The organism is Pseudoduganella sp. jia 12 (assembly GCF_055502675.1).
This window is the reverse complement of the sequence record NZ_JBUXKP010000010.1, coordinates 289,337-312,760: the sequence shown is the minus strand read 5'-3', so window position 1 is coordinate 312,760 and position 23,424 is coordinate 289,337. Positions and strand designations below refer to the sequence as shown.

19 protein-coding genes are annotated in these 23,424 nt (G+C 62.7%); 12 read left to right on the top strand and 7 right to left on the bottom strand.

The genetic code is table 11. The annotated features are described in order from the left end of the window. The first annotated feature begins 10 nt into the window (after window positions 1-10). Genes ACY65G_RS22405 through ACY65G_RS22395 form a run of 3 tightly spaced genes read left to right on the top strand, consistent with a single transcriptional unit; the run spans window position 11 to window position 3,092 of the window. Window positions 11-1,540: an XrtA system polysaccharide chain length determinant gene (locus tag ACY65G_RS22405; RefSeq protein ID WP_464999497.1), complete on the top strand. Its 1,530-nt coding sequence runs from the start codon at window positions 11-13 to the stop codon at window positions 1,538-1,540. A gap of 9 nt (window positions 1,541-1,549) precedes the next feature. Then, window positions 1,550-2,332, top strand: coding sequence for an XrtA-associated tyrosine autokinase (locus ACY65G_RS22400; RefSeq protein ID WP_464999496.1), 783 nt, complete (start codon window positions 1,550-1,552; stop codon window positions 2,330-2,332). A 1-nt stretch (window position 2,333) separates the two neighbouring features. Continuing rightward, window positions 2,334-3,092, top strand: coding sequence for a class I SAM-dependent methyltransferase (locus tag ACY65G_RS22395; protein ID WP_464999495.1), 759 nt, complete (start codon window positions 2,334-2,336; stop codon window positions 3,090-3,092). A 503-nt stretch (window positions 3,093-3,595) separates the two neighbouring features. On the opposite strand, the gene ACY65G_RS22390 is transcribed toward ACY65G_RS22395, so the two are convergent. The 3 genes from ACY65G_RS22390 to ACY65G_RS22380 are packed head-to-tail and all read right to left on the bottom strand — an operon-like array spanning window position 3,596 to window position 8,289. Then, window positions 3,596-4,753 (bottom strand): glycosyltransferase family 4 protein, encoded by a 1,158-nt coding sequence (locus tag ACY65G_RS22390; RefSeq protein ID WP_464999494.1) that lies wholly within the window; start codon window positions 4,751-4,753, stop codon window positions 3,596-3,598. 15 nt (window positions 4,754-4,768) lie between these two features. Then, a complete protein-coding gene (locus ACY65G_RS22385; RefSeq protein ID WP_464999493.1) occupies window positions 4,769-6,205 on the bottom strand; it encodes an oligosaccharide flippase family protein in 1,437 nt (478 codons plus the stop codon). Continuing rightward, entirely contained in the window at window positions 6,205-8,289 is a 2,085-nt protein-coding gene (locus tag ACY65G_RS22380) for a glycosyltransferase (RefSeq protein ID WP_464999492.1), read from the bottom strand. Before ACY65G_RS22380 ends, ACY65G_RS22385 begins: the two co-directional genes overlap by 1 nt. A 94-nt stretch (window positions 8,290-8,383) precedes the next feature. Between ACY65G_RS22380 and ACY65G_RS22375 the strand changes: the two genes are divergently transcribed. The 3 genes from ACY65G_RS22375 to ACY65G_RS22365 are packed head-to-tail and all read left to right on the top strand — an operon-like array spanning window position 8,384 to window position 11,041. Further along, window positions 8,384-9,718, top strand: a complete 1,335-nt coding sequence (locus ACY65G_RS22375; RefSeq protein ID WP_464999491.1) for a putative O-glycosylation ligase, exosortase A system-associated — start codon at window positions 8,384-8,386, stop codon at window positions 9,716-9,718. A gap of 4 nt (window positions 9,719-9,722) precedes the next feature. After that, window positions 9,723-10,445 (top strand): N-acetyltransferase family protein, encoded by a 723-nt coding sequence (locus ACY65G_RS22370; protein WP_464999490.1) that lies wholly within the window; start codon window positions 9,723-9,725, stop codon window positions 10,443-10,445. Beyond that, entirely contained in the window at window positions 10,424-11,041 is a 618-nt protein-coding gene (locus ACY65G_RS22365) for an ABC transporter permease (protein ID WP_464999489.1), read from the top strand. The genes ACY65G_RS22370 and ACY65G_RS22365 overlap by 22 nt, the downstream gene beginning before the upstream one ends. Window positions 11,042-11,092: 51 nt before the next feature. Here the strand turns inward: ACY65G_RS22365 and prsR are convergent, their stop codons facing one another. Genes prsR through ACY65G_RS22350 form a run of 3 tightly spaced genes read right to left on the bottom strand, consistent with a single transcriptional unit; the run spans window position 11,093 to window position 15,909 of the window. After that, a complete protein-coding gene (gene prsR / locus ACY65G_RS22360) occupies window positions 11,093-12,439 on the bottom strand; it encodes a PEP-CTERM-box response regulator transcription factor (protein WP_464999488.1) in 1,347 nt (448 codons plus the stop codon). Between the two features lie 18 nt (window positions 12,440-12,457). After that, window positions 12,458-14,530 (bottom strand): XrtA/PEP-CTERM system histidine kinase PrsK, encoded by a 2,073-nt coding sequence (gene prsK, locus ACY65G_RS22355; protein WP_464999541.1) that lies wholly within the window; start codon window positions 14,528-14,530, stop codon window positions 12,458-12,460. Then, window positions 14,530-15,909 (bottom strand): TIGR03013 family XrtA/PEP-CTERM system glycosyltransferase, encoded by a 1,380-nt coding sequence (locus ACY65G_RS22350; protein WP_464999487.1) that lies wholly within the window; start codon window positions 15,907-15,909, stop codon window positions 14,530-14,532. Before ACY65G_RS22350 ends, prsK begins: the two co-directional genes overlap by 1 nt. Window positions 15,910-16,089: 180 nt before the next feature. Between ACY65G_RS22350 and nadB the strand changes: the two genes are divergently transcribed. Next, window positions 16,090-17,703 (top strand): L-aspartate oxidase, encoded by a 1,614-nt coding sequence (gene nadB / locus ACY65G_RS22345; RefSeq protein WP_464999486.1) that lies wholly within the window; start codon window positions 16,090-16,092, stop codon window positions 17,701-17,703. Between the two features lie 20 nt (window positions 17,704-17,723). Further along, window positions 17,724-18,272 carry a GNAT family N-acetyltransferase gene (locus ACY65G_RS22340; RefSeq protein ID WP_464999485.1) on the top strand — a complete coding sequence of 183 codons (549 nt, stop codon included), beginning with the start codon at window positions 17,724-17,726 and terminating at the stop codon, window positions 18,270-18,272. A gap of 39 nt (window positions 18,273-18,311) precedes the next feature. Here ACY65G_RS22340 and ACY65G_RS22335 read toward each other — a convergent pair whose 3' ends face one another. Further along, window positions 18,312-20,396 carry a 3-hydroxyacyl-CoA dehydrogenase NAD-binding domain-containing protein gene (locus ACY65G_RS22335; RefSeq protein ID WP_464999484.1) on the bottom strand — a complete coding sequence of 695 codons (2,085 nt, stop codon included), beginning with the start codon at window positions 20,394-20,396 and terminating at the stop codon, window positions 18,312-18,314. A 212-nt stretch (window positions 20,397-20,608) separates the two neighbouring features. Here ACY65G_RS22335 and ACY65G_RS22330 point away from each other — a divergent pair, with 212 nt between their 5' ends. Genes ACY65G_RS22330 through ACY65G_RS22315 form a run of 4 tightly spaced genes read left to right on the top strand, consistent with a single transcriptional unit; the run spans window position 20,609 to window position 23,334 of the window. Further along, window positions 20,609-22,000, top strand: a complete 1,392-nt coding sequence (locus ACY65G_RS22330; RefSeq protein ID WP_464999483.1) for a protein adenylyltransferase SelO — start codon at window positions 20,609-20,611, stop codon at window positions 21,998-22,000. A gap of 19 nt (window positions 22,001-22,019) precedes the next feature. Continuing rightward, window positions 22,020-22,427 carry a peptide-methionine (R)-S-oxide reductase MsrB gene (msrB, locus tag ACY65G_RS22325; protein WP_464999540.1) on the top strand — a complete coding sequence of 136 codons (408 nt, stop codon included), beginning with the start codon at window positions 22,020-22,022 and terminating at the stop codon, window positions 22,425-22,427. 8 nt (window positions 22,428-22,435) lie between these two features. Next, entirely contained in the window at window positions 22,436-23,065 is a 630-nt protein-coding gene (locus ACY65G_RS22320) for a septation protein A (RefSeq protein WP_464999539.1), read from the top strand. Continuing rightward, complete coding sequence (locus tag ACY65G_RS22315) at window positions 23,062-23,334, top strand: BolA family protein (RefSeq protein ID WP_464999482.1); 273 nt, start codon at window positions 23,062-23,064, stop codon at window positions 23,332-23,334. The genes ACY65G_RS22320 and ACY65G_RS22315 overlap by 4 nt, the downstream gene beginning before the upstream one ends. Window positions 23,335-23,424 lie beyond the last annotated feature (90 nt).

The following is a 23,424-nucleotide window of genomic DNA, read 5'->3' as shown; positions in this document are numbered from 1 at the left end:
AGAACCGGTTATGGAAGAAATCATCGCCCAGCTACAGTCCGGGTTAAAGGGAATCTGGAAATACCGCTGGAGCGCAATACTCGTTGCCTGGCTTGTGGCAACTTGCGGCTGGATCAAGATCTACCTGTTGCCCGACGACTACCAGACGACCGCCCGTGTATCTGTGGATACGCAGAGTATCCTGAAGCCGTTACTTTCGGGCATGACCTCGATGCCGAATGTTACCCAGCAGGTGGCGATCATGAGCCGCACCCTGCTGAGCCGCCCGAACGTGGAGCGCGTCATTCGCATGGTCGACCTGGATGTCAAGGCAGCCACGCCGCGCGAACACGAAAAGCAGGTCGAAGAACTCATGCAGAAGATCCGCATCGGTGGCACCAGCACCTATGACATCTATACGATCAGCTACAGCAATAGCGATCCGCGTCTCGTGCGCGACGTGGTGCAAGCGCTGCTCACGATCTTTGTCGAAGGCGGTTTGAAGGGCAAGAAAGGCGAGTCGGACAAGGCCGTGCAATTCATCGATGACCAGATCCGCGCATATGAAGACAAGCTGCTGGCTGCGGAGAACTCGGTGAAGGAGTTCAAGCTGAAGAACAACACCCTGTTGCCAAGGCAAGGCGTTGACTATGGATCGCAACTGCTGATGTCAACCGATGCACTGAATGCCGCAAAGCTCGAGCTTGTCGAGGCCGAGCAGGCCCGCAATGCAATCAATGCGCAGATTCAGGGCGACGAGCCGATCCTCGGCACCGATCTTACGGCAGCCTCGATCGACAACCCCGAACTCGACGGCCGCATCCTGGCCCTCAACAAGTCACTCGATGCACTGCTGTTGCAGTACACCGAGGCTCATCCCGACATTATCTCGACACGTCGCCTGATCGCGCAGCTTGAGGAGCGCAAGGTACTGGAGGCCAAGACCCGTGCCGCTCCTACCGACCCGGGTCGAGGCTATAGCCCGATGTTGCAACAGTTGAAAGTCGCATTGGCCGAAGCCGACGCCCGGGTGGCATCCATCCGTGCAAGGGCGGCAGAAATGCAGCAGCGGCATGATGGCCTTGTCGAACAGAGCAAGGCGGTGCCGGAAGTTGAATCGCAACTGGCACAGTTGAACCGCGATTACCTGATCAACAAGGATAACTACGAGAAACTGATCGAGCGGCGGGAAGCTGCGAAACTGTCGGGTGACCTCAGCACCAGCACCGACATGTTGAGTTTCAAGATCATCGATCCGCCGACGGCACCACTCCGCCCAACCGGCCCCAACAGGGCACTGCTTTACAGCGTCGTGCTCGGCGTGGCCGTCCTGGCTGGCGCCGCAGTTGCCCTGCTGATCAGCCAAGTGCGCCCTACCTACCTGAGCCCGGCTGCATTGCGCGAAGCAACGGGCTTGCGTGTGCTGGGTTCAGTCGCCATGAACTGGACGGAACCCGAACGCAAGAAAAGGCGCCGGGGGCAGATTGGATTTGGTGCGGGCATGGCATGCCTGTTCATGTCCTACGGCGGCGTAATGGCCCATTCTATGCTTCAGTTCTAGCAGGAGACGATGATGATTCCGAATACCACCGGTCCGCGCATGGAGCCATTTCTCGTCAGCCCGGAAGGCCGCTTTGCCGACATCGATCTGCTGCGTTTGCAGCAGCTGGGCATGATTACACACGAGGGTGGCCGTAGTGGTGTCGCGGAAGATTTCCGTAGCATCAAACGCCCACTGCTGCGCAGCGCGCGCGAAATCGACGGACCGTCGATTCATCATGGCAATCTGATCATCGTCACGAGCGCGCTGCCTGGCGAAGGCAAGACTTACTGCGCCATCAATCTGGCAATGAGCATGGCGATGGAGCGTGACACCACTGTCTTGCTGGTGGATGCCGACGTAGCCCGCCCCTCCCTGCTCAATGTGCTGGGCCTTGCAGCACGGCCAGGGCTGATGGATGTGCTGCTCGACGAGGAACTGGATCTGTCGGAAGTGATCCTGAAAACCAATGTGCCAGCGCTCAGCCTGCTTCCTGCTGGTCGCCGTAACAAACATGCGACCGAGTTTCTGGCCAGCCGCAGCATGTCGCGCCTGCTTGATGACATCGCCACCCGCTATCCCGACCGCATCGTGATTTTCGACTCGCCTCCACTGCTGATCACATCGGAAGCAAGCGTGCTGGCTTCCCAGATGGGCCAAGTCGTCATGGTTGTGGAAGCGGAACGTACCACCCACAGCTCAGTGCGCGAGGCCCTGCGCCAGATCGAGTCTTGCCCGAACGTAAACCTCATCTATAACAAGACCAAACCCTTCACGTGCGGTGACCACTACGCTTACTACGACCAGGTGTGACATGTTCTCATTGACGTCTCTGCTGTTCATAACCGCAACATTGCTGTTGTGCGCTTATACCCTGCACAAGGTGCGCATGATCCACATACTGCTCTACGACGTGCGCGACCAGTCGCAACATGAGAGTTCCAGCCTGTTCCGCCAGCTCGAGGCGCTGCAGGGTCTGTACACGGACCTGGGCTTGTCTCACAGCCTGCCCGATACCCGCGGCTGGGCTGCCTCACCGGATTTCCTGCTCGAACTGACGCGGCACGCGCTGGCGGAAAAACCCGACGTCGTGGTCGAATGCAGCAGCGGCACTTCGACGCTCGTGTTGGCGCGGTGCATGCAGATCAACGGCAGCGGCAAGGTGTACAGCCTGGAGCACGACCCGGTATTTGCGCGACAGTCGCGTCAACAACTGGAACGGCATGGGTTATCGTCCTGGGCCGAAATACTCGATGCGCCGCTTACCGCACAGCAGTTTGCCGACGCTACATGGCCCTGGTATGCAGTCGACGGCCTGCCGCCAGACCTGGAAATCGCTATGCTCGTTATCGACGGCCCACCAAAAGCGACGCGCTCGCTTGCGCGTTATCCCGCGGGCCCAGCGCTGTTTGGCCGCTTGTCCCCCGGTGCAGCGGTTTTCCTGGACGATGCACGTCGCCCGGACGAACAGCAGATACTTCGCCGCTGGGCTGCGGAATTCCCGGAAATCGAACAGCGGCAACTGGCATGTGAAAAAGGCGCTGCAATCCTGCGTTACAGGCCACGCGCCTGAGCAGCGGCACGGCGCCAGCATTCGCCATAGGGCGCGGTCATTCCACGCGCCACGCCTCGCGATATTGCCATATCCATGGCATGCCCCCCATGCCATGCCATGCCATGCCATGCGGCCCGGCCGCGCCATGCGACAGGGTTACACTGTGCGGTGGGGCCAATGCCATCCGGTTCTCTACCATCCAACGCATCAGGTCAATTCCGGCAAGCCGAAGCCGACACGGCGCCCACGCGACACCATACATTGCGAATGTGTTCGCCGGACTCGCCAGGCGTAGCACCTCGGCACATCGCTCGACTGGCCCGCGAGATTTGGGTGGGATTGTGCCGAGTTGCGCAGCGCAGCAGGCCGGCACGATCTGCCGGTACGCGAGATCCGAGATTTATTACTCCCACCCGTTTATGCGCCCTCGCAGTACATCGCGCGCGCACGCAAACGACGTGACCGTGAATCGGCCCGGCGATCAACTTGATCCACTAACCGTAAATCCTATGGCGTGGTACTCAGGAGGATGCGCGTTCAGGCTCATCGGCAACCTGATTGGCAGCCAGCCGTGCGTTCTCGAATGACTTCGAACTCACCAAGTCGATGTGCTCCGGCTTATTCTCGTGCACGCTGTCGGCGACTTGCACATAGCAAGCGGCAATCCCGGAAGCCACGCGCTGCCAAGTGTACTTTTCAACCAGCGCGCGCACGCCTTCACGCGGCGGCGATCGATCCATGAATCCGCCGATCGCCGCGCGTAGTCCGGCGGCGTCATGCCAAGGCACCTTGCGTAGTGCGAAGTCACTTTCCTGCAGGTCAAGCGCATTTTCGTCTGTCATGACCACGGGTGTTCCAGCCGCCAAGGCTTCGAGCACGGCCAGCGGGAAAACCTCGCCATGGCTCGGCAGTGCGACGACCGAGGCGGCCGAATATGCACTGGCCAGGAGGGGATCGTCGTGATCCAGTGCACCAAGCCAGCGCACCGAGGGTGAACGAAGCACGGTATCGAGATACGCTTGGTCTTGCCTTGCAGCATGACCAATAAGCACGACTGGAAGCTGGGAGTCCACCAGTGCCTGGACCAGGCCGAGCTGATTCTTATACGGATTGATAGCGCCAACCATCAATACGAATGGTCCCGTAATGCCTGTCCTGTGATGGAAAAGTGCCGGAGTGGACGTAAAGAACTGTCCACCAATACCGTTGGGGAAAACGCGGATTTTTCCGGCTTCCACAAGAAAACCCGAAACGATGGCCTCTCGCTCCGGTTCGCCCAACGCGATCACAAGGCGTGCAAGCTGCAATGCCCGTTTGGTTTGTGCATAACTGGTCTGTACATTCCATCCGCTCAGGCGCCCTGCCAGGCGATCCGCAACCCGTGCCCGAAAGCCGGTGGCGCGATTCCATCCCGGCGACAGCAATGGCGACAACACGACGGGCACACCCATCTCATTGGCGGCTTCGACCACGCGATGATTGCCATTGATGGCGGAAAAAACGTGGATCAGGTCGAACGCATCGAGGCGTTCCCGGTTCGGGTCCACGAGCTGTGCCTGCAACGGATGCGAAGAGTCGGCGCCAAGGCGATTCAGGGCAGCAATCGTTTCCCGCACCTGAACTTGCAAACCACCCTCGCGCTGGAACAGCATCGGGTAAGACAAAATGCCTACACGCATGGCTACTACTCCTATTCATACTGCATCGCGATGCCGGAGCCTGCGCCATGCAAGCTCCAACTCTTCTGCCAGCGGGTGCCGAAATAGCAGCACGCCTGCGAACCAAAGGCCGATTGCGCATACCGCCGCGACGACCAGCTGGGTGTGGCCGGGCGGCATCGTCCACAGGGCGGCAATCGGCGCCAATACCGTCAACGCGGTCACCGCGGCACTGCGGCTGACCGCGCGCAGCAGCGCTGTGCCGTTGATGGCCGTGAGACTGTCCAGGTAACGCGATGTAAGCCAGCAACGGAATAAGGCGCTGACAACCACAGCAAAAGCAACCCACTGAAGACCTGCCAATGTGCTGGGCAGTAATAACGAGACCCGCACCGCCACAGTCAATGTATCGAGCCGCGCCTGTTCGCGTACGTGCCCCGTGGCGATGAACAGATAGCGAGCCATGCTGAACATGCTATACAGTGCAGACGACCAACACATGACGCGTATCAATGGCGCGGCTGCGTCCCATTGATGCCCGTAGACAATGTTGACCGCTGGCAGCGCCAATGCGCCCAGCAAAGCGAAAAAAGGCCATGCGATAACAGTCATGCAGCTCACCGTCAGCAGGTAGCCGGCGCGCGGATCCCGCCCATCACGCGCCTGACGCGCAAACATCGGCAACAGAACGGGCGACACCGCGCTGGTGACAGCCTGGCTGAACAAGTTCAGCAGTGCCTGGGCCTTGCCAAAAATTGCCACGGACTCCGCGCCCAGCAATTTCCCGATGACGAGGTCGGGCGCCGCCACGCCAGCTTCGTCGACGATGTTTCCGCCGGTCGCATAGAAGCCGAACGACAGGACGGCGCGAGCGCCGTGCAACCGGGGTAACCATGGCACCTCGGCGGGACGCAAGGGCAGGCTCACGGCCACTGCCGCGAGCGCCGCGGCCACGGTGCCCCAGGCAAGACTAAGGCATCCATAACCCAGTGCGGCGAGCCATACCGTGCAAATCAGTTGCGTGAGGCTGTGCGTTGTATTGATGACATAAATGGCGGACACGCGCAGTTGGCGCCGCAGGCAGGAGATTGTCAGCGCTGTGAACGGCACCAGGAGGAAATTGACCGCCAACAGGCGCATGACGTCGCGCAGGGGCGGTTGGTCGTAGAAGTCCGCCATCGGACCGCTGAGCAGCGTGACAACCAGCGCAAGCGTCCACGCGAATCCCATCGACACACCCAGCGCAGCGCGCAATTGATCGGTCGTCAGTGTTTTCGACGCCACCACATACTGGCCCACGCCGAAATCACGCAATACCTGCGCCAGACCCACGAGCACGGCGCCGATCGAGAAGATGCCGATTTCGGACGGCGGCAACATGCGCGCAATCACCATGGTGCCGATCACGCCGATCAGCAGGAGCGTGTAGCGTTCGCCAAATGACACGAGCAGAGAGCGGCGGGCGGACGGCATCAAAGCAGCCCGTCGTAGAACGCATGCACCATTGCCTGCACGTGCTCGGTACTGAAGCGGCGCACCGTATCCGCCCTGCCCTGCTCGCCCATCCGCGCGCGCCGGTCGGGGTCGGCAAGCAGATCGGCCACCGTATGCGCCACTGCCGCATCGTCATCGAGGGGGACCAGTACGCCACCCGCGCAGCCGGACAATACGTCGGTATTGCCGGGCACGTCGCTGGCAACTGCCGGAACACCGCATGCCATCGCCTCGATGGTGGCGATGCCGAAACCTTCGCGTTGGCTCAGAAGCAGGTGAATGTCCAGCATGGGCATCACTTCCTCGACATGCTCCTGGTAGCCAGTGAAAACCACGTAACGGTCCAACCCCAGGTCCGCCACAAGCTTGCGCACTGCGCCTTCCAATGGACCGGTGCCCGCCAGCAGCAGATACAAGCTCGGGAAGTCGGCACGCAAGACGTGCAGCAGTCTTACCAGGCCTTCCGGACGCTTTTGCGGTGACAGGCGGGCGATCGATCCGATCACCAGCGCATCGGCCGGTATGCCCCAGCGCAGCCGCGCAGCGTAGCGCACTTCCGCGGAAGGGCGGAACCGCCTGATGTCGACGCAGTTGGGAATCACGGCAAGGCGAATATCGTCCCGCAGGTACGGCTTGTACAGTGCGAGAAAATGCTGCAGGGCGGACTCCGTGGCGCCGTAGATGCCACGCACCACGGCGAACGCTTCATGCAACATCGGGTGGTGCCATCGGCCGAACTCGCAATGCGGGAACGTGTTGTGGACACTGATCACGGCGGGCACGCCACAGCGCCCGGCCAGCCATAAGGCGGTGGCGCCATAGGTATTCCAGCAGAAGGCAACGTGCACGAGGTCGGCCCGGAAGCGACGCAACGATCGTACGCTGCCGAGCAGCGCGCGTATCTTGTTTAGGCGCCGCCAGCGCCATTGCTCCAGCACGGGTGGTGGAGCGAACCGATGCACGGGGAGGCGCCGCTGACGCAAGTCGCTTGTCCACATGGCGCTGCTGGGAAAAGGGCGAATGCCAAGGACGCCGTCATACCCACCGGCGCGCAGGAACTGCGCCTCCTGGGCCATGCGCAGTTCCATGCCGCCCAGCTCGCCGGAATAGCTGGTGATCAGCACGCGCCCCCGGCCCTCAGGCCGGCCGGCACGCCACGCTTCGCGCATATAGCCCCGCAGGTAGGCCAGTTCCCAGCGGCGCAGGAAAGCCCCGTCGCTGTCACGGCGCATCCAGGCGCCTGCCAGACCGAGCAGTTCAACCGCGAAACGGCTGTACATCCACCGTGGTACGCCGAGCCATTCCGCGAACTGCCCGCGGCACTCCTGGCGATACTTTCCGCGACCGAACCGGTTTGCCCGCTCGAGTACCCAGCCGTACGTCATCTGGTGGGGACGGATGAAGTGCGCCACCCGGGCGCCGCGGCAGAACCATGCCCGGCGGCCGGCATCGGCAAGCCGGCGCGTCAGCTGGGTCTCGCTGCCCATCGCGTAAGAACCCGCGGCCGGACCGATGGATTCGTCGAACCGCAGGCCGCTATCGAACAACCTGCGGCGAATGGCCATATTGGCGCCCCACACCAGACCCGGGAAAACGGGGCCTTCGGGCGTGTCACCCGGAGTGATGGCAAACGTGAGGCCAAGCGGTACGAGACGTTCGATCCAGGATGGCGGTGCGGCGCCCCAGTCGGGAACGATAACACCGCCGAAGATGTCAAAGTCCGCCCGTGCCTGTGCGGCCTCGGCGAACCGCAGCAGCCAGTCGGCGTCGGGCGCAGCGTCGTCATCGGTGAACACGAACAAGCCGTCGGCGTCATCTCCTTCGAGCGCGACGGCCAGCGCAGTATTGAGTGCCACATTCTTGCCGCGGCGTGGCTCGCAAAGATATCGCAGTGGCAGACGATCGGCGTACCGCTCGACGAGCGCACGCGTTCCGTCGCTGCTGCCATTATCGGCGACGACAATGCGCCAACCGCCGGGTGGCACGGTCAGCCTGCTATATGCTTCCAATACCTTCGGCAACGTGGCTGCGCCATTGAAGGTTGCCATGAGAACGGTCAACAAGGGCGCTCCTCCTGCGACGTATGATGGACTGCCGGGCTGAACCAGTGTACTGGCGGGCCTTTTAACTTCGTTGAGCCCCGTCAAGAAGGAAGCCATGCGCGATATCTTTGTCACCCTCCTGGTCCTTGGCGGCCTTCCATTTGCTCTTCAACGCCCTGTCATCGGTGGCCTGATGTGGGTCTGGATCAGCGTCATGAACCCCCATACCCAAGGCTGGGGATTTGCGACCACTTTCCCTTTTGCGCAAATGATCGCCGGCGTTACGCTTCTCAGTTTGCTCAAGTCACGCGAGAAAAACACGCTGCCAATGACACCCATCACGACCACGCTGATCGCATTCGTCATCTGGATGAACATCACCACGCTTTTCGCCTTGATCCCCAATGCGGCCTGGGGCCAGTGGAACAAGGTGATGAAGATCATGTTGATGACCTTAGTGGTCATGATGGTCATCAAGAAGCGTGAACACATACGGGACCTGATCTGGGTCCTGGTGATTTCGCTCGGCTATTACGGCGTCAAGGGCGGGATCTTCACAGTACGCAGCGGCGGCAGCCAGCGGGTGTGGGGTCCGATCGGAACCTTCATTGGCGACAATAACGCGCTGGCGCTGGCATTGATCATGACGATTCCACTGATGTACTACCTTATGCAGGAGTTGCCCAAGCGCTGGATGCGGCAGTTGATGCTGGTGTCCATGGGGTTATGTGCCCTCGCTGCACTGGGCAGCTATTCACGCGGCGGCTTCCTGGCCATCATCGCGATGCTCGCATTCATGTGGAAAAAGAGCCGGCACAAGTTGGCGGGGGCCGCGATGCTGGTGCTTCTCGTGCCACTCGCGCTGCTGTTCATGCCCGAACAGTGGAGTGAACGGATGGACACGATTGCCGAGTACCAAGCCGATGGCTCCGCAATGGGACGCATCAACGCCTGGTACATGGCGTTCAACCTGGCCAGCGACCGCTTCTTCGGTGGCGGCTTTTCAATGTACGAGCCGATGACCTTTGCGATGTACGCCCCGGATCCGTCGGCCGTGCATGCTGCTCACAGCATCTATTTCCAGGCGCTTGGCGAACACGGGTTCATCGGCCTGGCCCTCTACCTGATGCTGGGGCTCCTTACGTGGCGTTACGCGGCCTGGATCGTGCGGCATAGCCGCGGGTACGCCGAGCTGCAGTGGGCGGCCTCGCTGGCCGCGATGGTTCAGGCCAGCTTGATCGGTTTTGCCGTCGGCGGCGCATTCCTCAGTCTCTTGTATTGGGATGTGCCGTACTACCTGATGGTCGCCATCATGGCCACACGCGCCGTGGTGCGCCAGCAGCTCGGCACGTTGCCGGCTCCCCTGTCGCATACCCGCCATCGTCTGCCATCCGTCGGCCCCAACGTTGAGTCCCCACAAGGAAACCAAGGCGGGCTGGAGGTTAAATGAAGCGATGGACAATCGCATTCAGAAAACCTTCGCGGAGCTTGGCTGCCTCGATGCCGTCATGTACGGCATTGCGCGCTTGCTCTCACACTTCCGGTGCCACCTGCATCGCTACTACTTCGTGGCGCAACGCGTCGCCTGCAATCCGGCGCGCCCTGGTTGGGGACGAGCAATCCATGTTCAGCCCCTTTCAGCGCTCATGGATGTACCCTGGGGTTATCCGCGCCCACGCGACGTGATCGCGGCACGCTTCAGGCAAGGCGGCTACAGCCTCGCGGCCTGGCGCAACAACGAACTTGCCGGCTTCCTCTGGTACCAGTTCGGTGCGTATCGCGAGGATGAAGTACGTGTGCGGTACTGCCTGATGTCGCCCCATTCGGCATGGGACTATGACGTGTTTGTCCAGCCCCACCTGCGGCTCGGCCCCACCTTCTCCAGGCTGTGGCAAGAAGCGCACCGCCGCCTTCATGCGCGCGGCGTGCGCTGGACCTGCAGCCGGATTTCGGCGTTCAATTCCGATTCGCTACGTTCCCATGCCCGTCTTGGTGCGGTTCGGCTAGGCAGTGCAACCTTCGTGACGATGGGCCGCTGGCAGTGCATGTTCGCCACGCAGGCGCCGTTCGTCCACATCTCGTTCAGCGCGGGCTCGGTCCCGCAGTTGCGTTTCGACACCGATGCGCTGGAACACGCGCCAAGGCAGGAGCCCCTATGTCATCCCGGTCAACCCTGATTCTCGCCATCCTGCTGATGCATGGGGCTGCCCATGCCGTGTCCGATTGCCCGTCCTTCAACAACACGATCACCGGGGGCGATTACACCAACCCCGAACATCGCCAGAAACTGGACGTCGTCGGGCGCTTCCACTTCACCCCTCAGGTCGAACGCCTGGAGCGAGGCCAGTCCGGCTACATCGGCGACGACATCAGCTACACACTGGACCATTTCGCCAACCATCACCGCGCCTTGATCTCGCTTGCCAAGCTGGCGCTGCGCGAGAAATCGTCCCGGCCCAAGGGAGCGAAGTATTCGATCGAATGCTATTTCGACCGTGCCATCCGGTTCCGGCCGGACGATGCAAGGGTCCGTGCAATCCTGGGCGGATATTTGCTCGCGCTAGGCCAGGAAGACTCAGCGCTGGCGCAATTGGAGGAAGCTGCCAGGCTGGAACCACGCAATGCGATGAACCAGTACAACCTTGGCCTCGTTTACGTACGCAAGAAAGATTTTGACAAGGCCCGGGAAGCAGCCAAGCTCGCTTATGGACTTGGTATCCCCCTGCCGGGGCTGAAAAACAAGCTCGCCGCCGCCGGACAGTGGCGGGACTGACCTCAGGCCGGCATTGGGCCCGCCTGATTGCTCCTCCAGGCGTGGCGCCCCCTACTTGATGCCATGGTGGGCCATCAGGTCATAGAGCGTTGGACGGCTGACACCGAGCATTTCCGCCGCCTTCGCGATATTCCCCGCGGAGCGGCCCAAAGCCTTCACCATCACCTTGTATTCGGCGGCGTCTCGCTCAGAGCGCAAATCGATGCTTTCCTCGGCGACATCGATTTCCGGCAAGCCCAGATCGGCCGTGCTGATTTGCGAACCTTCCGCCATGATCACCGCACGCCTGATGCAGTTTTCCATTTCCCTGACATTTCCTGGCCAGCCATAAGCCTCGATGGCGATCAAGGCATCCTGGCTGAAATGCATCGTCGCCCGGCCCTCGCTCGCGCAGAACCGGTTCTTGAAATGCTGCGCCAGCAGCACGGCGTCTCCGACGCGCTCGCGCAAGGGCGGGATCACGAGCACGATCTCGCTGAGGCGATAGAACAAGTCTTCGCGAAACGCACCTTCGTCGACCAGCGTCTTCAGGTTGCGGTGCGTTGCGCAAACGATGCGGACGTCGACCGGGATTTCGCTGCGGCCGCCAACACGCTCGATCACGCGCTCCTGCAAAAAGCGCAGCATCTTGGCTTGCAATGCCATCGCCATGTCGCCTATTTCGTCGAGAAAGAACGTGCCTCCCTGGGCCAGCTCGATCTTGCCGGGTGTCTGCCGAACCGCACCGGTGAAAGCACCCTTTTCGTAACCAAACAGCTCACTTTCCAGAAGGTGCTCGGGAATGGCGGCGCAATTGATCGCCACGAAACGCTTGTCGTGGCGCGGCGACATCCGGTGCAAGCCCCGCGCCACGAGCTCCTTGCCACTGCCGGAGGCGCCCAGCAGCAGCACCGTGGCGGACGAAGGGGCGACCTTCTCGACGTTCCGGCAAACCTTCAGCATGCCGGGATCGCGGCTGATGATGCCAGCGAGGGGTGATTCCGCTTCGATCTGCAGCATGCGCCGATTGTCCTGCTGCACGGCGTACAGGAAGAACGCACGCTCGATGACCAGCCGCAGCAAGTCCGCGTCCAGTGGTTTCTGGTGAAAATCGTACGCGCCCATGGCGATTGCCTTGAGCACATTGGCACGATCACGGTTTCCCGACAGCACGATCACCTTCGTGTCGGGCGCGATGGCCAGGATCTGCTGCAGCAGCGCCAGGCCTTCGCTTGCGCCGTCCGCGTCCGGCGGCAATCCAAGGTCCATCGTCACGACCGTGGGCTGGTGCCGGCGCAACAGCGTCAACGCCATCTCCCGATCGCCCGCGGCCAGCACGTCATATGCGTCCAGCCCCCAGCGCAGCTGCCTTTGCAGCCCTGCGTCGTCTTCCACGACCATAAGCTTGCGCTTCGGCATATCGCTCTCCCTGTTCGTTCATGCCGTCGCCGGCACGCTTCGCATTGCTGTATGTAGCGGCAGCAGGATGCGGAATGCGCTGCCTTGCCCCGGCAGGCTTTCCACTTCGAGCCTGCCGCCAAGTTCGCGAATGTACTCGCGGCTCTCGTACACGCCGATTCCCATGCCCGCCGATTTCGTCGTTTCAAACGGACGGAACAGCCGCTCGCGAACGAACGACTCACTCATCCCGCAGCCGGTATCGCGCACCTCGATGACGGCGCAGTCATGCTGCCGGCGCAGGCTGACCACGATACGGCCATCCGGCGGCGTGGCCTCGATCGCGTTCTGCAGCAGGTGCGCAATCGTCCTCTCCAATCGCTGGCCATCCGCGAGCGCGCTCAGCGTTTCATCCGCGAGTTCAAGGACGGGCCGCGGCCTGGCCGAGTCGTAGGGGCGCGCCGCCCGGCGCAGCACTTCGGAAATGGCGTGCGATGCACATTGCGCGGTGTGTTCGCCGCGCGACAGACGCTGCAGCAGTGCGGTCATCTTCTGGACCGAATGAGCGAGCGTGGCCAGCATGTCTTCCTGGAACTCGGGATTCGCCTTGTGCCGTTCCGCGTTTGCCAGCAGCAGTGAATGCTGCGACAGCAAGTTCTTCAAGTCATGGACGACAAATGTGGACATCTTGTTGAAGGAGTCGAATTGCCGCGCCACGGCCAGCCGCTCGGCCAGCTCGCCATGCGCCAGGCAACTCGCCGCCTGGCTACCAGCCAGCCGCAGCAGGTCAAATACTTCCCAGTTCAGTGCAACCGGCGTACGCGGGCTCGTCAGTGCGGCAAAGCCGAACAGCTGCCCATGCAGTATCAAAGGAACCACGAGCCACACGCCCGGAATGCCATGCAGCCATGCCGGTAACAGGGTCCGGGTATCGGCTGAATCGTGCCGTGTGGCCTCGACGATCCACTGGCGGTCTTCGAGCAGGGTACAGAATGCGCTGTCCGCCGGTTCCACGCCACGCTGCGGGTGGATGTTCCAGCATGCGGCGGGATGGAAGACACCGTCCCGTTGCGTCCAAAGGGCGCCTGCCGGGCTTTCGACGAGCGCGGCCATTGCCTGGATAGCCCGCTCCCCGGGCGCCTGGCCGCCCTCGGAAAGTGCTTGCGTGAAGCGGCGCCATTCGTCGCGGTAGTCGAAATGCGCCTGGTAAAAATGCTTGCTGATGAACACCCGCAGCTTTGCCCGCGCAGCGCCGGACGACAGGATCCCCGCCAGCAGCAAGCCAGCGCCGCAAAGGCATATCAGCTGCATCACGGGCCCCCATGCGCCGCCGACACTGCGCAGGTACCAGCCGCCAGCTGCCATGGCCAGCAGGTAAATCGCGCATCCGATCAGCGCCGCCGAGCGCAACATGATCTTGCGCGACAGTGCGAGGCCCAGCTTCCAGCCGGGATTGCGCGCGGCGGTAATCGCCAGCAGCGGAACGCACAGCGCATCAACCAGCCCCCGGGCAGCCCAGATATCCGGCTGGATGCGGCGGAACAGCAGCGCATCGCTGTACAGGTAAAAGTCGTAGACGAACAGCAGGCCAAGGCCCAGGCACGCGAACTTGATGCCCCACCGTTCGCGCGCCGGCGTGGTGCGAAACAGGTGTTCGACCAGCAGAATGCCCACCACGGCAAGCAGCAGGCTCGAGGTGACCGACACGATCAGTGCCGGATCAGCCGATTGGTGCGACGCGCCTTCGGCCAGCACGACCGCCACCGGCGCCAGTTCGCCGGCTGCCAGCTGCGCCATCGTCAGCAGCGCGACGATCGCCAGCAGGCGCTTTGCCGGGATCCCGGCAGGCGCAAGGAGCAACAGCAGGAAGACGAGCCAGGCCGCGCTGCGCAGCGTCTCCAGCACCCATGCCAACTGCGCCATGTCCACGCCGAGCACGCGCCAGTCGTGAAAGGCCGTTGCGGCCGCCCACAGGGCCGTGAGCGCGCAGGCCCCGAGCAGCGAGCGATGCTGGCCGCGTGCTTGGCGCCCCAGAAGGAGAAGAGAAAAAACGGCGAATGACAGAGCGCCTATCCCATGGCTGGCCAGCGCCACCAGAGAAACCCCCGCCATCACCGCGCGCCTTTTCCGGAAAGGACCACCTGTACCGTATCGATCAGGATCAGCATGTCGAGGAACAGGCTGTTGTTCTTCACGTAATACAAGTCGTATTGCAGCTTGCGAATGGCGTCTTCGACGGAGGCGCCATACTGGTAGCGCACCTGCGCCAGCCCGGTGATACCGGGCTTGATGCTGTGGCGCACATCGTAATAGGCGATCTCCCGGCCCAGCTGATCGACGAAGTAAGCCCGTTCCGGACGCGGGCCGACGAAGCTCATCTCGCCGCGGAAGACATTGAACATTTGCGGTAATTCGTCGATGCGCAGCTTGCGCAGCCAGTAGCCGACACGAGTCACGCGCGGATCGCCCGCACAGGCCCAGCGAGGCTTGCCATCCCGCTCGGCGTCGGCACCCATGCTGCGAAACTTCAGCACCTGGAATGCGCGGCCGTTCTTGCCGACGCGTTCCTGCCGGAAGATGACGGGGCCGCCATCCTCGATCACGATGCACAGCACCGCCACCAGCATGACCGGCAGTGTGGCAACGCAGATGGCAGCGCTGGCCACAAGATCGAACGAACGCTTGATGAAAGCACGCAGGAAGCTCTGGTTGAACCCTCCGCCGTGAATCAGATAGCTCGGCTGCAGCGAATCGACCCTGATCTGGCTGGCTTCGCGTTCGAAGAACGCCGCGGCGTCCGTCACGCGCACGCCGCCGAGTGCGCAGTCGAGCAGCTCGCGCACCGGATACGCGCCGTTGCGCCGATCGCCGACGGAGATGACAAGCTCGTTCGCCCCATGGCGGCGCGCCAGGGCGAGTAGCGATTCGCCCGGCTTCAGCACCTTGGCGACCGGCACGCAGCGCTCCTCATCCGGCATCGGCACGCAGCCGACGACCTCGAAGCGTCGCGGGCCATCGCGCGTGGCGGCCAGCTCGAGGCAATCGCGCGCCAGCGCACCCGCGCCGATGAGGATCAGCCGCTCCACCAATATATCGGATTGGGCCGACGTGACCAGCAACACGCGCGTCACCGACACGCAGGCGCCACCAGACAAGAACGCAAGGCTCGTGGCACGCCCCAGGTCGACCGCGGGCATGACCTCCATCAATGCCGACATCAGCACGAAGCCGACCAGGAAGGCAGGAGGAACGCGGGCCAACGCGCCGCGCAAGTCCTCGCGCAACTGCTGCTGATAAAGCCCGAGTGCACTCATTGAAAACACGTTGACGAGCGCGAACAGCATCCCGGTCAGGTATGCATCGGTGCTGCCGCCCGGTGCGCTGCTCCAGAGCAGCGCCGTCGCGCTGGCGGCGGCATGCAGGATCAGCATTTCAAACAGCAGCAGGATGAAACCGGTTCGCGAGACATAATGATTGAAGATCCGGATCACGGTGAAGGCTCCTTCGCCCGTCCGGTGGGCGCAACCGCCATCACGCTGTGGATGGCTCAGCCATGATGCCGGACCCGCGCCTGCCTGGCGTTGAGACCGCGCAAAACAGGCCGATGCATGACGCCTGTTTGCAAATGGTCTATAGTCATATTCTTTTTTATAAAAAATACCTTCCTCACCATGAAATTTGACGTAGCCATCGTCGGCAGCGGGCTGGCCGGCCTGTCGGTCGCCCTGCACCTGGCCGAAACGCGCCGGGTTGCCATCATTTCCAAGCGCGAGTTGCTGGATGGGGCCAGCAACTGGGCCCAGGGCGGCATCGCGGCCGTCCTCGATTCCGGCGATAGCCACGCCGAGCACATCGACGACACGCTGGTTGCTGGCGCCGGCCTGTGCGACGAAGGCGCCACGCGTTATATCGTCGAACATGGCCGCGAAGCGATCGAGTGGCTGATTGCCCAAGGCGTACCCTTCACCCGCGATACATCGGCCGAGCTGGGGTTCCACCTGACGCGCGAAGGCGGTCATAGCCAGCGCCGCATCATCCACGCGGCCGATGCCACCGGTCACGCGGTGCAGGTCACCCTGGAAGAGAAAGTGCGTGCACACCCGAACATCAGCCTGTTCGAACATCACTGCGCGATCGACCTGATCACATCCGACAAGCTCGGCCCCCGCCCTTCGCAGGGCAATGCGCAGCCCAAGTGCCACGGCCTCTACGTGCAGGACGTGCGCAGCGGCCAGGTGCACACGGTCGCCGCGGAACACACGGTGATGTGCACCGGCGGCGCCGGCAAGGTCTATCTGTATACGACCAATCCCGACACGGCCAGCGGTGACGGCATCGCGATGGCATGGCGCGCCGGCTGCCGCGTCGCCAACATGGAGTTCATCCAGTTCCACCCGACCTGCCTGTACCATCCGTATGCGAAATCGTTTCTGATCACGGAAGCGATGCGCGGCGAGGGCGGCCTGTTGAAACTCCCTCCAGAAGCGGGGGCGGCGGCGGGCCAGCGCTTCATGCTCGCGCACGATCCGCGCGCCGAGCTGGCGCCGCGCGACGTGGTGGCGCGCGCGATCGACTTCGAAATCAAGAAGCGGGGTCTCGACTACGTCCATCTCGACATGACCCACAAGCCAGCCGGCTTCCTGATCGAGCATTTCCCCACCATTCATGCGCGCTGCCTGGAACTGGGCATCGACATCACGAAGGAACCCATCCCCATCGTGCCGGCGGCCCATTACACGTGCGGGGGCGTCGTCACCGACATGCAGGGGCGCACCGACCTGCCCGGCCTGTACGCCGTTGGCGAAACCGGCTACACCGGCCTGCATGGCGCCAACCGCCTGGCCAGCAATTCGCTGCTGGAATGCGTCGTGATCGGCCGCGCCTGCGCGCAGGACATCCTGTCAAAGGAAAAGAACGGCACGCCCTACCTGCCTGACTGGGACGAAAGCCGTGTGACCGACGCCGACGAGGAAGTGGTCATCGCCCACAACTGGGACGAGCTGCGCCGCTCCATGTGGAACTATGTGGGCATCGTGCGCACCACCAAGCGCCTGGAACGCGCCCAGCACCGCATTGCGCTGCTGAAGGAAGAAATCGACGAGTATTACCGCAACTTCCGCATCACGGCCGACCTGCTGGAGCTGCGCAACCTGGTCGACGTGGCCGCGCTGATCGTCAACAGCGCGCTGCAGCGCCGCGAAAGCCGAGGCCTGCACTTCTCGCGGGACTATCCGGAAACGCTGCCGAAGGCCCTGCCGACGATCCTCACACCGAACCGCCGGTGAACGCGCAGGTGGACGCTCAAGTGAACGCGCCGGAAGACTATATCCTGCGCCGCGCCACGCAGGATGACGTTGCCGCGCTCGAAGCGCTGATCGCCCGCTCAGGCATCGCGCTCAGCGCGGGGTTCTACACGGAAGAACAGGCACAGGCGGTCACGCACCATATCTTCGGCGTCGATACCCAATTGATCAGAGATGGCACTTACTTCGTCATCGAGCGCGATGGCAAACCCGTAGCCTGCGGCGGCTGGAGCAGGCGCGCCACCCTGTTCGGGGCGGACCGCGCGAAAGGCGCCACCGACCCGCTGCTCGACCCGGCCACGCAGGCCGGCCGCATTCGCGCATTCTTCGTCGAACCATCCATGCCGCGCCAGGGCCTGGGCACCAGGCTGCTCCGGCACTGCGAAGCCGAAGCGCAGCTGGCGGGCTTTCAAGCGCTCGAGATGGCGGCCACCCTGCCAGGCGTTCCGCTGTATCGGTCGGCCGGCTATGTAACGGTCGAGGAATTCGAGCTTGCCCTTCCCGGCGATGTCAATGTGCCGCTTGCGCGAATGCGCAAGCGGCTTGCCTGATCACCACGAGAAGGATCGCCGGGTGTCAACGGCCGCGCATCAACGCTGGTTGAATCCCGTGCCCTCGGCAGCGAGGCGTGCCAGCAAGGGTGCCGGCTGCCATGCATCGCCGTGCCGTCCCGCGGCAAAACGCTCGATCGCCGCCAGTACGGCCGGCAGGCCCACCGTGTCGGCGTAGAACATGGGGCCGCCACGGAACAGCGGGAACCCGTAACCGGTCAGGTACACCATGTCGATGTCCGAAGCACGCAGCGCGATCCCCTCTTCCAGGATGCGTGCACCTTCGTTGACCAGCGCATACACGAGCCGCTCGACGATCTCGGCATCGCCGATCGGGCGCCGCTCGATGCCGAGCTCCCGCGAATGCGCCACAACCAGCGCTTCCACTTCCGCGCTCGGCTGCGGTGTACGCTCGCCAGGCCGGTAGTCATACCAGCCCGCCCCTGTCTTCTGGCCGAACCGGCCCATCTCGCACAGCAGGTCGGCCGTCTTCGAATACGCGAAGTCGGGGCGTTCCGCGGCGCGGCGCTTGCGGATCGCCCAGCCGATGTCGTTGCCGGCCAGGTCGCTCATGCGGAAAGGGCCCATCGCAAAGCCGAACCGTTCCAGCGCGCCATCCACCTGGGCCGGCGTGCCCCCTTCATCGAGCAGGAAGCCGGCCTGTCGCACGTATTGCTCGATCATGCGGTTGCCGATGAAGCCATCGCACACGCCCGATACCACGCCGGTCTTCTTCAATTTCTTCGCCAGCGCCAGCACCGTGGCCAGCACGTCGTCGCCGGTCGCGCGCCCGCGCACGATCTCGAGCAGCTTCATTACGTGTGCGGGGCTGAAGAAATGGGTGCCGATCACGTCCTGCGGCCGCCGCGTGGCGGCGGCGAGGCGGTCCACGTCCAGCGTCGACGTGTTGGTCGCCAGGATCGCGCCCGGCTTCATCACGTCGTCCAGTTGCCGGAACACGGCTTCCTTCACGTTCATGTCTTCGAAGACCGCCTCGATGACGATGTCCGCCGCGGCGATGTCCGCGAAGTTCACCGTACCCCCGACGAGCGCCATGCGCTGCGCCAGCAATTCCGGCGCCAGCTTGCCCTTGGCGGCGGCGCCTTCGTAATGGGCACGGATCGCCGTCATGCCCTTGTCGAGCGCCTCCTTCGACGATTCGACCAGCGTGACGGGAATATCCGCGTTGGCGAAGGCCATTGCGATGCCCCCGCCCATCGTGCCGGCACCGACCACCGCGGCGCGCTCGAGGGCACGGCGGGGCGTTTCGGCCGAGATGCCCGGCACCTTCGCCGCCTCGCGTTCGGCAAAGAAGGCGTGCCGCAGCGCCCGCGATTCGGCTGTCTGGATCAGGTGCATGAAGCGTTCACGTTCGAACGCCAGGCCCTGCTCGAATGGCATGGTAACCGCCGCCGCCACCGTCTCGACGCATTCGAGCGGTGCGGGGAAGGGACCAGCTGCTGCCGCAACGCGCGTGCGGGCAGCCTGCAGGAAGGCCGCGGCATCGGCATGGCCGGCCTGCCGGTCGCGTACCTTCGGCAAAGGCCGCATGTCGCCGACGCTTTCCGCAAACGCCACCGCGGCCGGCACCAGGTCCGTGCCGGCCGCAAAGACCTCGTCGAACAGCGCCGGCAACTTTTCGGAGGGAATCGGATTGCCCGACACGATCATGTTCAACGCCGGCTCCAGGCCCAGCGCGCGCGGCAGGCGCTGCGTGCCGCCGGCGCCCGGCAACAGGCCGAGCTTCACTTCAGGCAGCGCCACCTGGGCACCCGGCAGCGCCACCCGGTAGTGGCACCCCAGCGCCAGTTCGAGCCCGCCGCCCATGCATACCCCGTGAATTGCCGCCACCACCGGCTTCACCGACTCCTCGGCCGTACGGATCAGCGTGTGCAGGGTCGGCTCCGTCAGCGCCTTCGGCGAATTGAACTCGCGGATGTCGGCACCGCCTGAAAACACCTTGCCGGCGCCGGTGATGACGATGGCTTTCACATCCGGATCCTGCTGGGCACGGCGGATGCCGTCGACGGCGGCCGTGCGTGTCGCCAGGCCCAGGCCATTCACGGGCGGGTTGTTGAACGTGATGACGGCCACGGCGCCGTGCAGGGCATATTCCGCACTCATGTCTCGCTTCCTCTTCTGTTGGATGGGTCCGGGAACTATACCCGCAATCGTCCGACCGTGCTATTTGCCGGTGCCGTGTCCGCTGGTATTTCCGCGCTGGGGTAAAATCTGCGCTGGTCCCCATTTCCCAGTCAGGAACTGCCATCGCTGCCTTCACCCTACCCCTGGAAAACTCGTTCGCCACGCTGCCGCCCGAGTTCTATACGAGGCTGATGCCGACGCCGCTGCCGGCGCCCTACCCCGTCGCCATCAGCGGCAACGCCGCGCGGCTGATCGGCATCGACCCCGCGTCCATCGACGCCGATGCGCTCGACGTCCTGGTCGGCAATCGCGTCCCCGAACGCGCGAAGCCGTTGTCCGCCGTGTATTCCGGCCACCAGTTCGGCGTCTGGGCCGGCCAGCTCGGCGACGGCCGCGCGATCCTGCTCGGCGACGTGCCGACCGCCACCGGCCCGATGGAACTGCAGCTGAAAGGCGCCGGCCTCACACCCTATTCACGCATGGGCGACGGCCGCGCGGTACTGCGCTCGTCGATCCGCGAGTTCCTGTGTTCCGAGGCGATGCATGCGCTGGGCATTCCCACCACGCGCGCCCTGTCCGTCGTCGGCTCCGACCAGGGCATCGTCCGCGAATCCATCGAAACTGCCGCGGTCGTGGTGCGCATGGCGCCCACCTTCGTGCGCTTCGGCTCCTTCGAGCACTGGTTCTACCGCAACGACGAAGCCCGCCTGCGCATCCTTGCCGACTATGTGATCGAGCGCTTCTACCCCGAATTGCGCGAGGAAGAGAATCCCTATGCGGCATTGCTCGAAGAAGTCACGCGCCGCACCGCGCGGATGATCGCCCACTGGCAATCGGTCGGTTTCATGCATGGCGTGATGAACACCGATAACATGTCGATCCTCGGCCAGACGCTCGACTATGGCCCGTTCGGCTTCATGGAAGCGTTCGATGCGCAGCACATCTGCAACCACACGGACCAGGGCGGCCGCTATTCCTATGCGATGCAGCCGCAGATCGGCCACTGGAACTGCTACGCGCTGGCGCAGGCGCTGGTACCGCTGATCGGTTCGGTCGAACAGACCCAGGCGGCGCTAGACGTCTACCAGGGCGTATTCGGCGCAACGGTCGACGACCTGCTGCATGCGAAGCTGGGCTTGAAGGAGAAGCGCGAAGCCGACCGCGCATTGCTGGACGAGATGTTCGGCATGCTGCAGGCAAACCATGCCGACTTCACGTTGTTCTTCCGCCGGCTGGGTGGCTTGCAAGCCGGCTCGCCGGATGGTGACGAACCGCTGCGCGACCTGTTCATCGACCGTCCCGCATTCGACGCCTGGGCGGGCAAGTACCGTGAACGGCTGCGAGCCGAAAACAGCACCGACGCCGTACGCCGGGTGGCAATGAACGCCGTCAATCCGAAATACGTCTTGCGCAATTACCTCGCCCAGGTAGCGATCGACAAGGCGCAGCAAAAGGATTTTTCCGAAGTCGACCGCCTGCTGGCCGTGCTGGAACGTCCGTTCGACGAACAGCCGGAACATGAAAAATATGCAGCCCTGCCGCCCGACTGGGCTGCCGGTCTCGAAGTCAGCTGTTCATCCTGAATTAGTCCCCTGTGAAATCATGAGCGATCAAACCAAGAAAGTAGTGAAATCGGACGCCGAATGGCGCACGCAACTCGATCCGGTGCAATACCAGGTCACCCGGCATGCCGCCACGGAACGGGCATTTACCGGCAAATACTGGGATCACCATGAAGCCGGTGTATACACCTGCGTGTGCTGCAATACGCCGCTGTTCCGTTCGGATGCGAAATTCGAATCTGGTTGCGGCTGGCCCAGTTATTTCGAAGCCCTCGACCCGGAAAATGTGATCGAGAAAGTCGACCGTTCCCATGGTATGCTGCGCACCGAAATCATTTGCGCCGTCTGCGATGCGCACCTGGGTCACGTATTTCCGGACGGTCCGCCGCCGACAGGCCTGCGTTACTGCATCAATTCCGCGGCGCTTCGTTTTAGTTCGGAAGCGTAATCACCATGATGAAATTCTTATTTGATATCTTCCCGTTGCTGGTTTTCTTCGGCAGTTATAAATGGGCCGGCGGCAACGAGGAGATGGCGCAAGCCCTGATCAACGGCAACCTGTCCGGTATTATCTCGGGCGGTGCGATCACGGCGTCGCAGGCACCGATCATCCTCGCCACCATTACCGGCATCATCGCCACGGCGGCGCAAATCGGCTACCTGCTGCTGCGCGGCCGCAAGGTCGACGGCGCCCTGTGGGTATCGATGGTGGTATTCCTGTTCTTCGGTGGTCTCACGATCTATTTCCACGACGATGATTTCATCAAGTGGAAACCCACCATCATTTACTGGAGCTTTGCGATCGCGATGATCGTGGCATCCCGTTTCTTCGCCAAGAACCTGATCCGCATGGCCATGGAAAAACAGATCGCGCTGCCCGACGAAGTATGGCAGCGCCTGAATGCCGCATGGATCATGTTCTGGGTCGTGCTCGGCGTATTGAACCTGTTCGTGGCATTCGTGCTCTTCAAGTCCGATACGGGTGCATGGGTCAGCTTCAAGGCATTCGGCGTAACCGGACTGATGCTCGTCTTCTTCGTGGCGCAAGGCTTTTACCTGTCCAAACACATCAAGGATGAAGCATGAACGATCCGCGACTCGATAAGATCCGTGACCGGCTGCTGGCCAATCTCGGCCCGGCCGAGATTGAGCTTGAAGATGAATCCGCCCTGCACGCCGGCCATGCCGGCGCGGCGTCCGGAGGCGGCCATTACCGCTTAAGGATCACCTCAGCAAAATTCGCGGGCCTGAACCTCGTCACGCGTCATCGGCTGGTGTATGATGCCGTGCACGATATGATGCATAAAGAGATTCATGCATTGGCCATTACTGCAGTGGCACCGTCGGAAATTTGAAATGTGCGGTTTGGTAGGAATGAATAACTCTTTGCGTTAAGTCCCTTCTCCTCCCGCGATTGACAAGAACTTTTCCCCGTAGGAAATAAT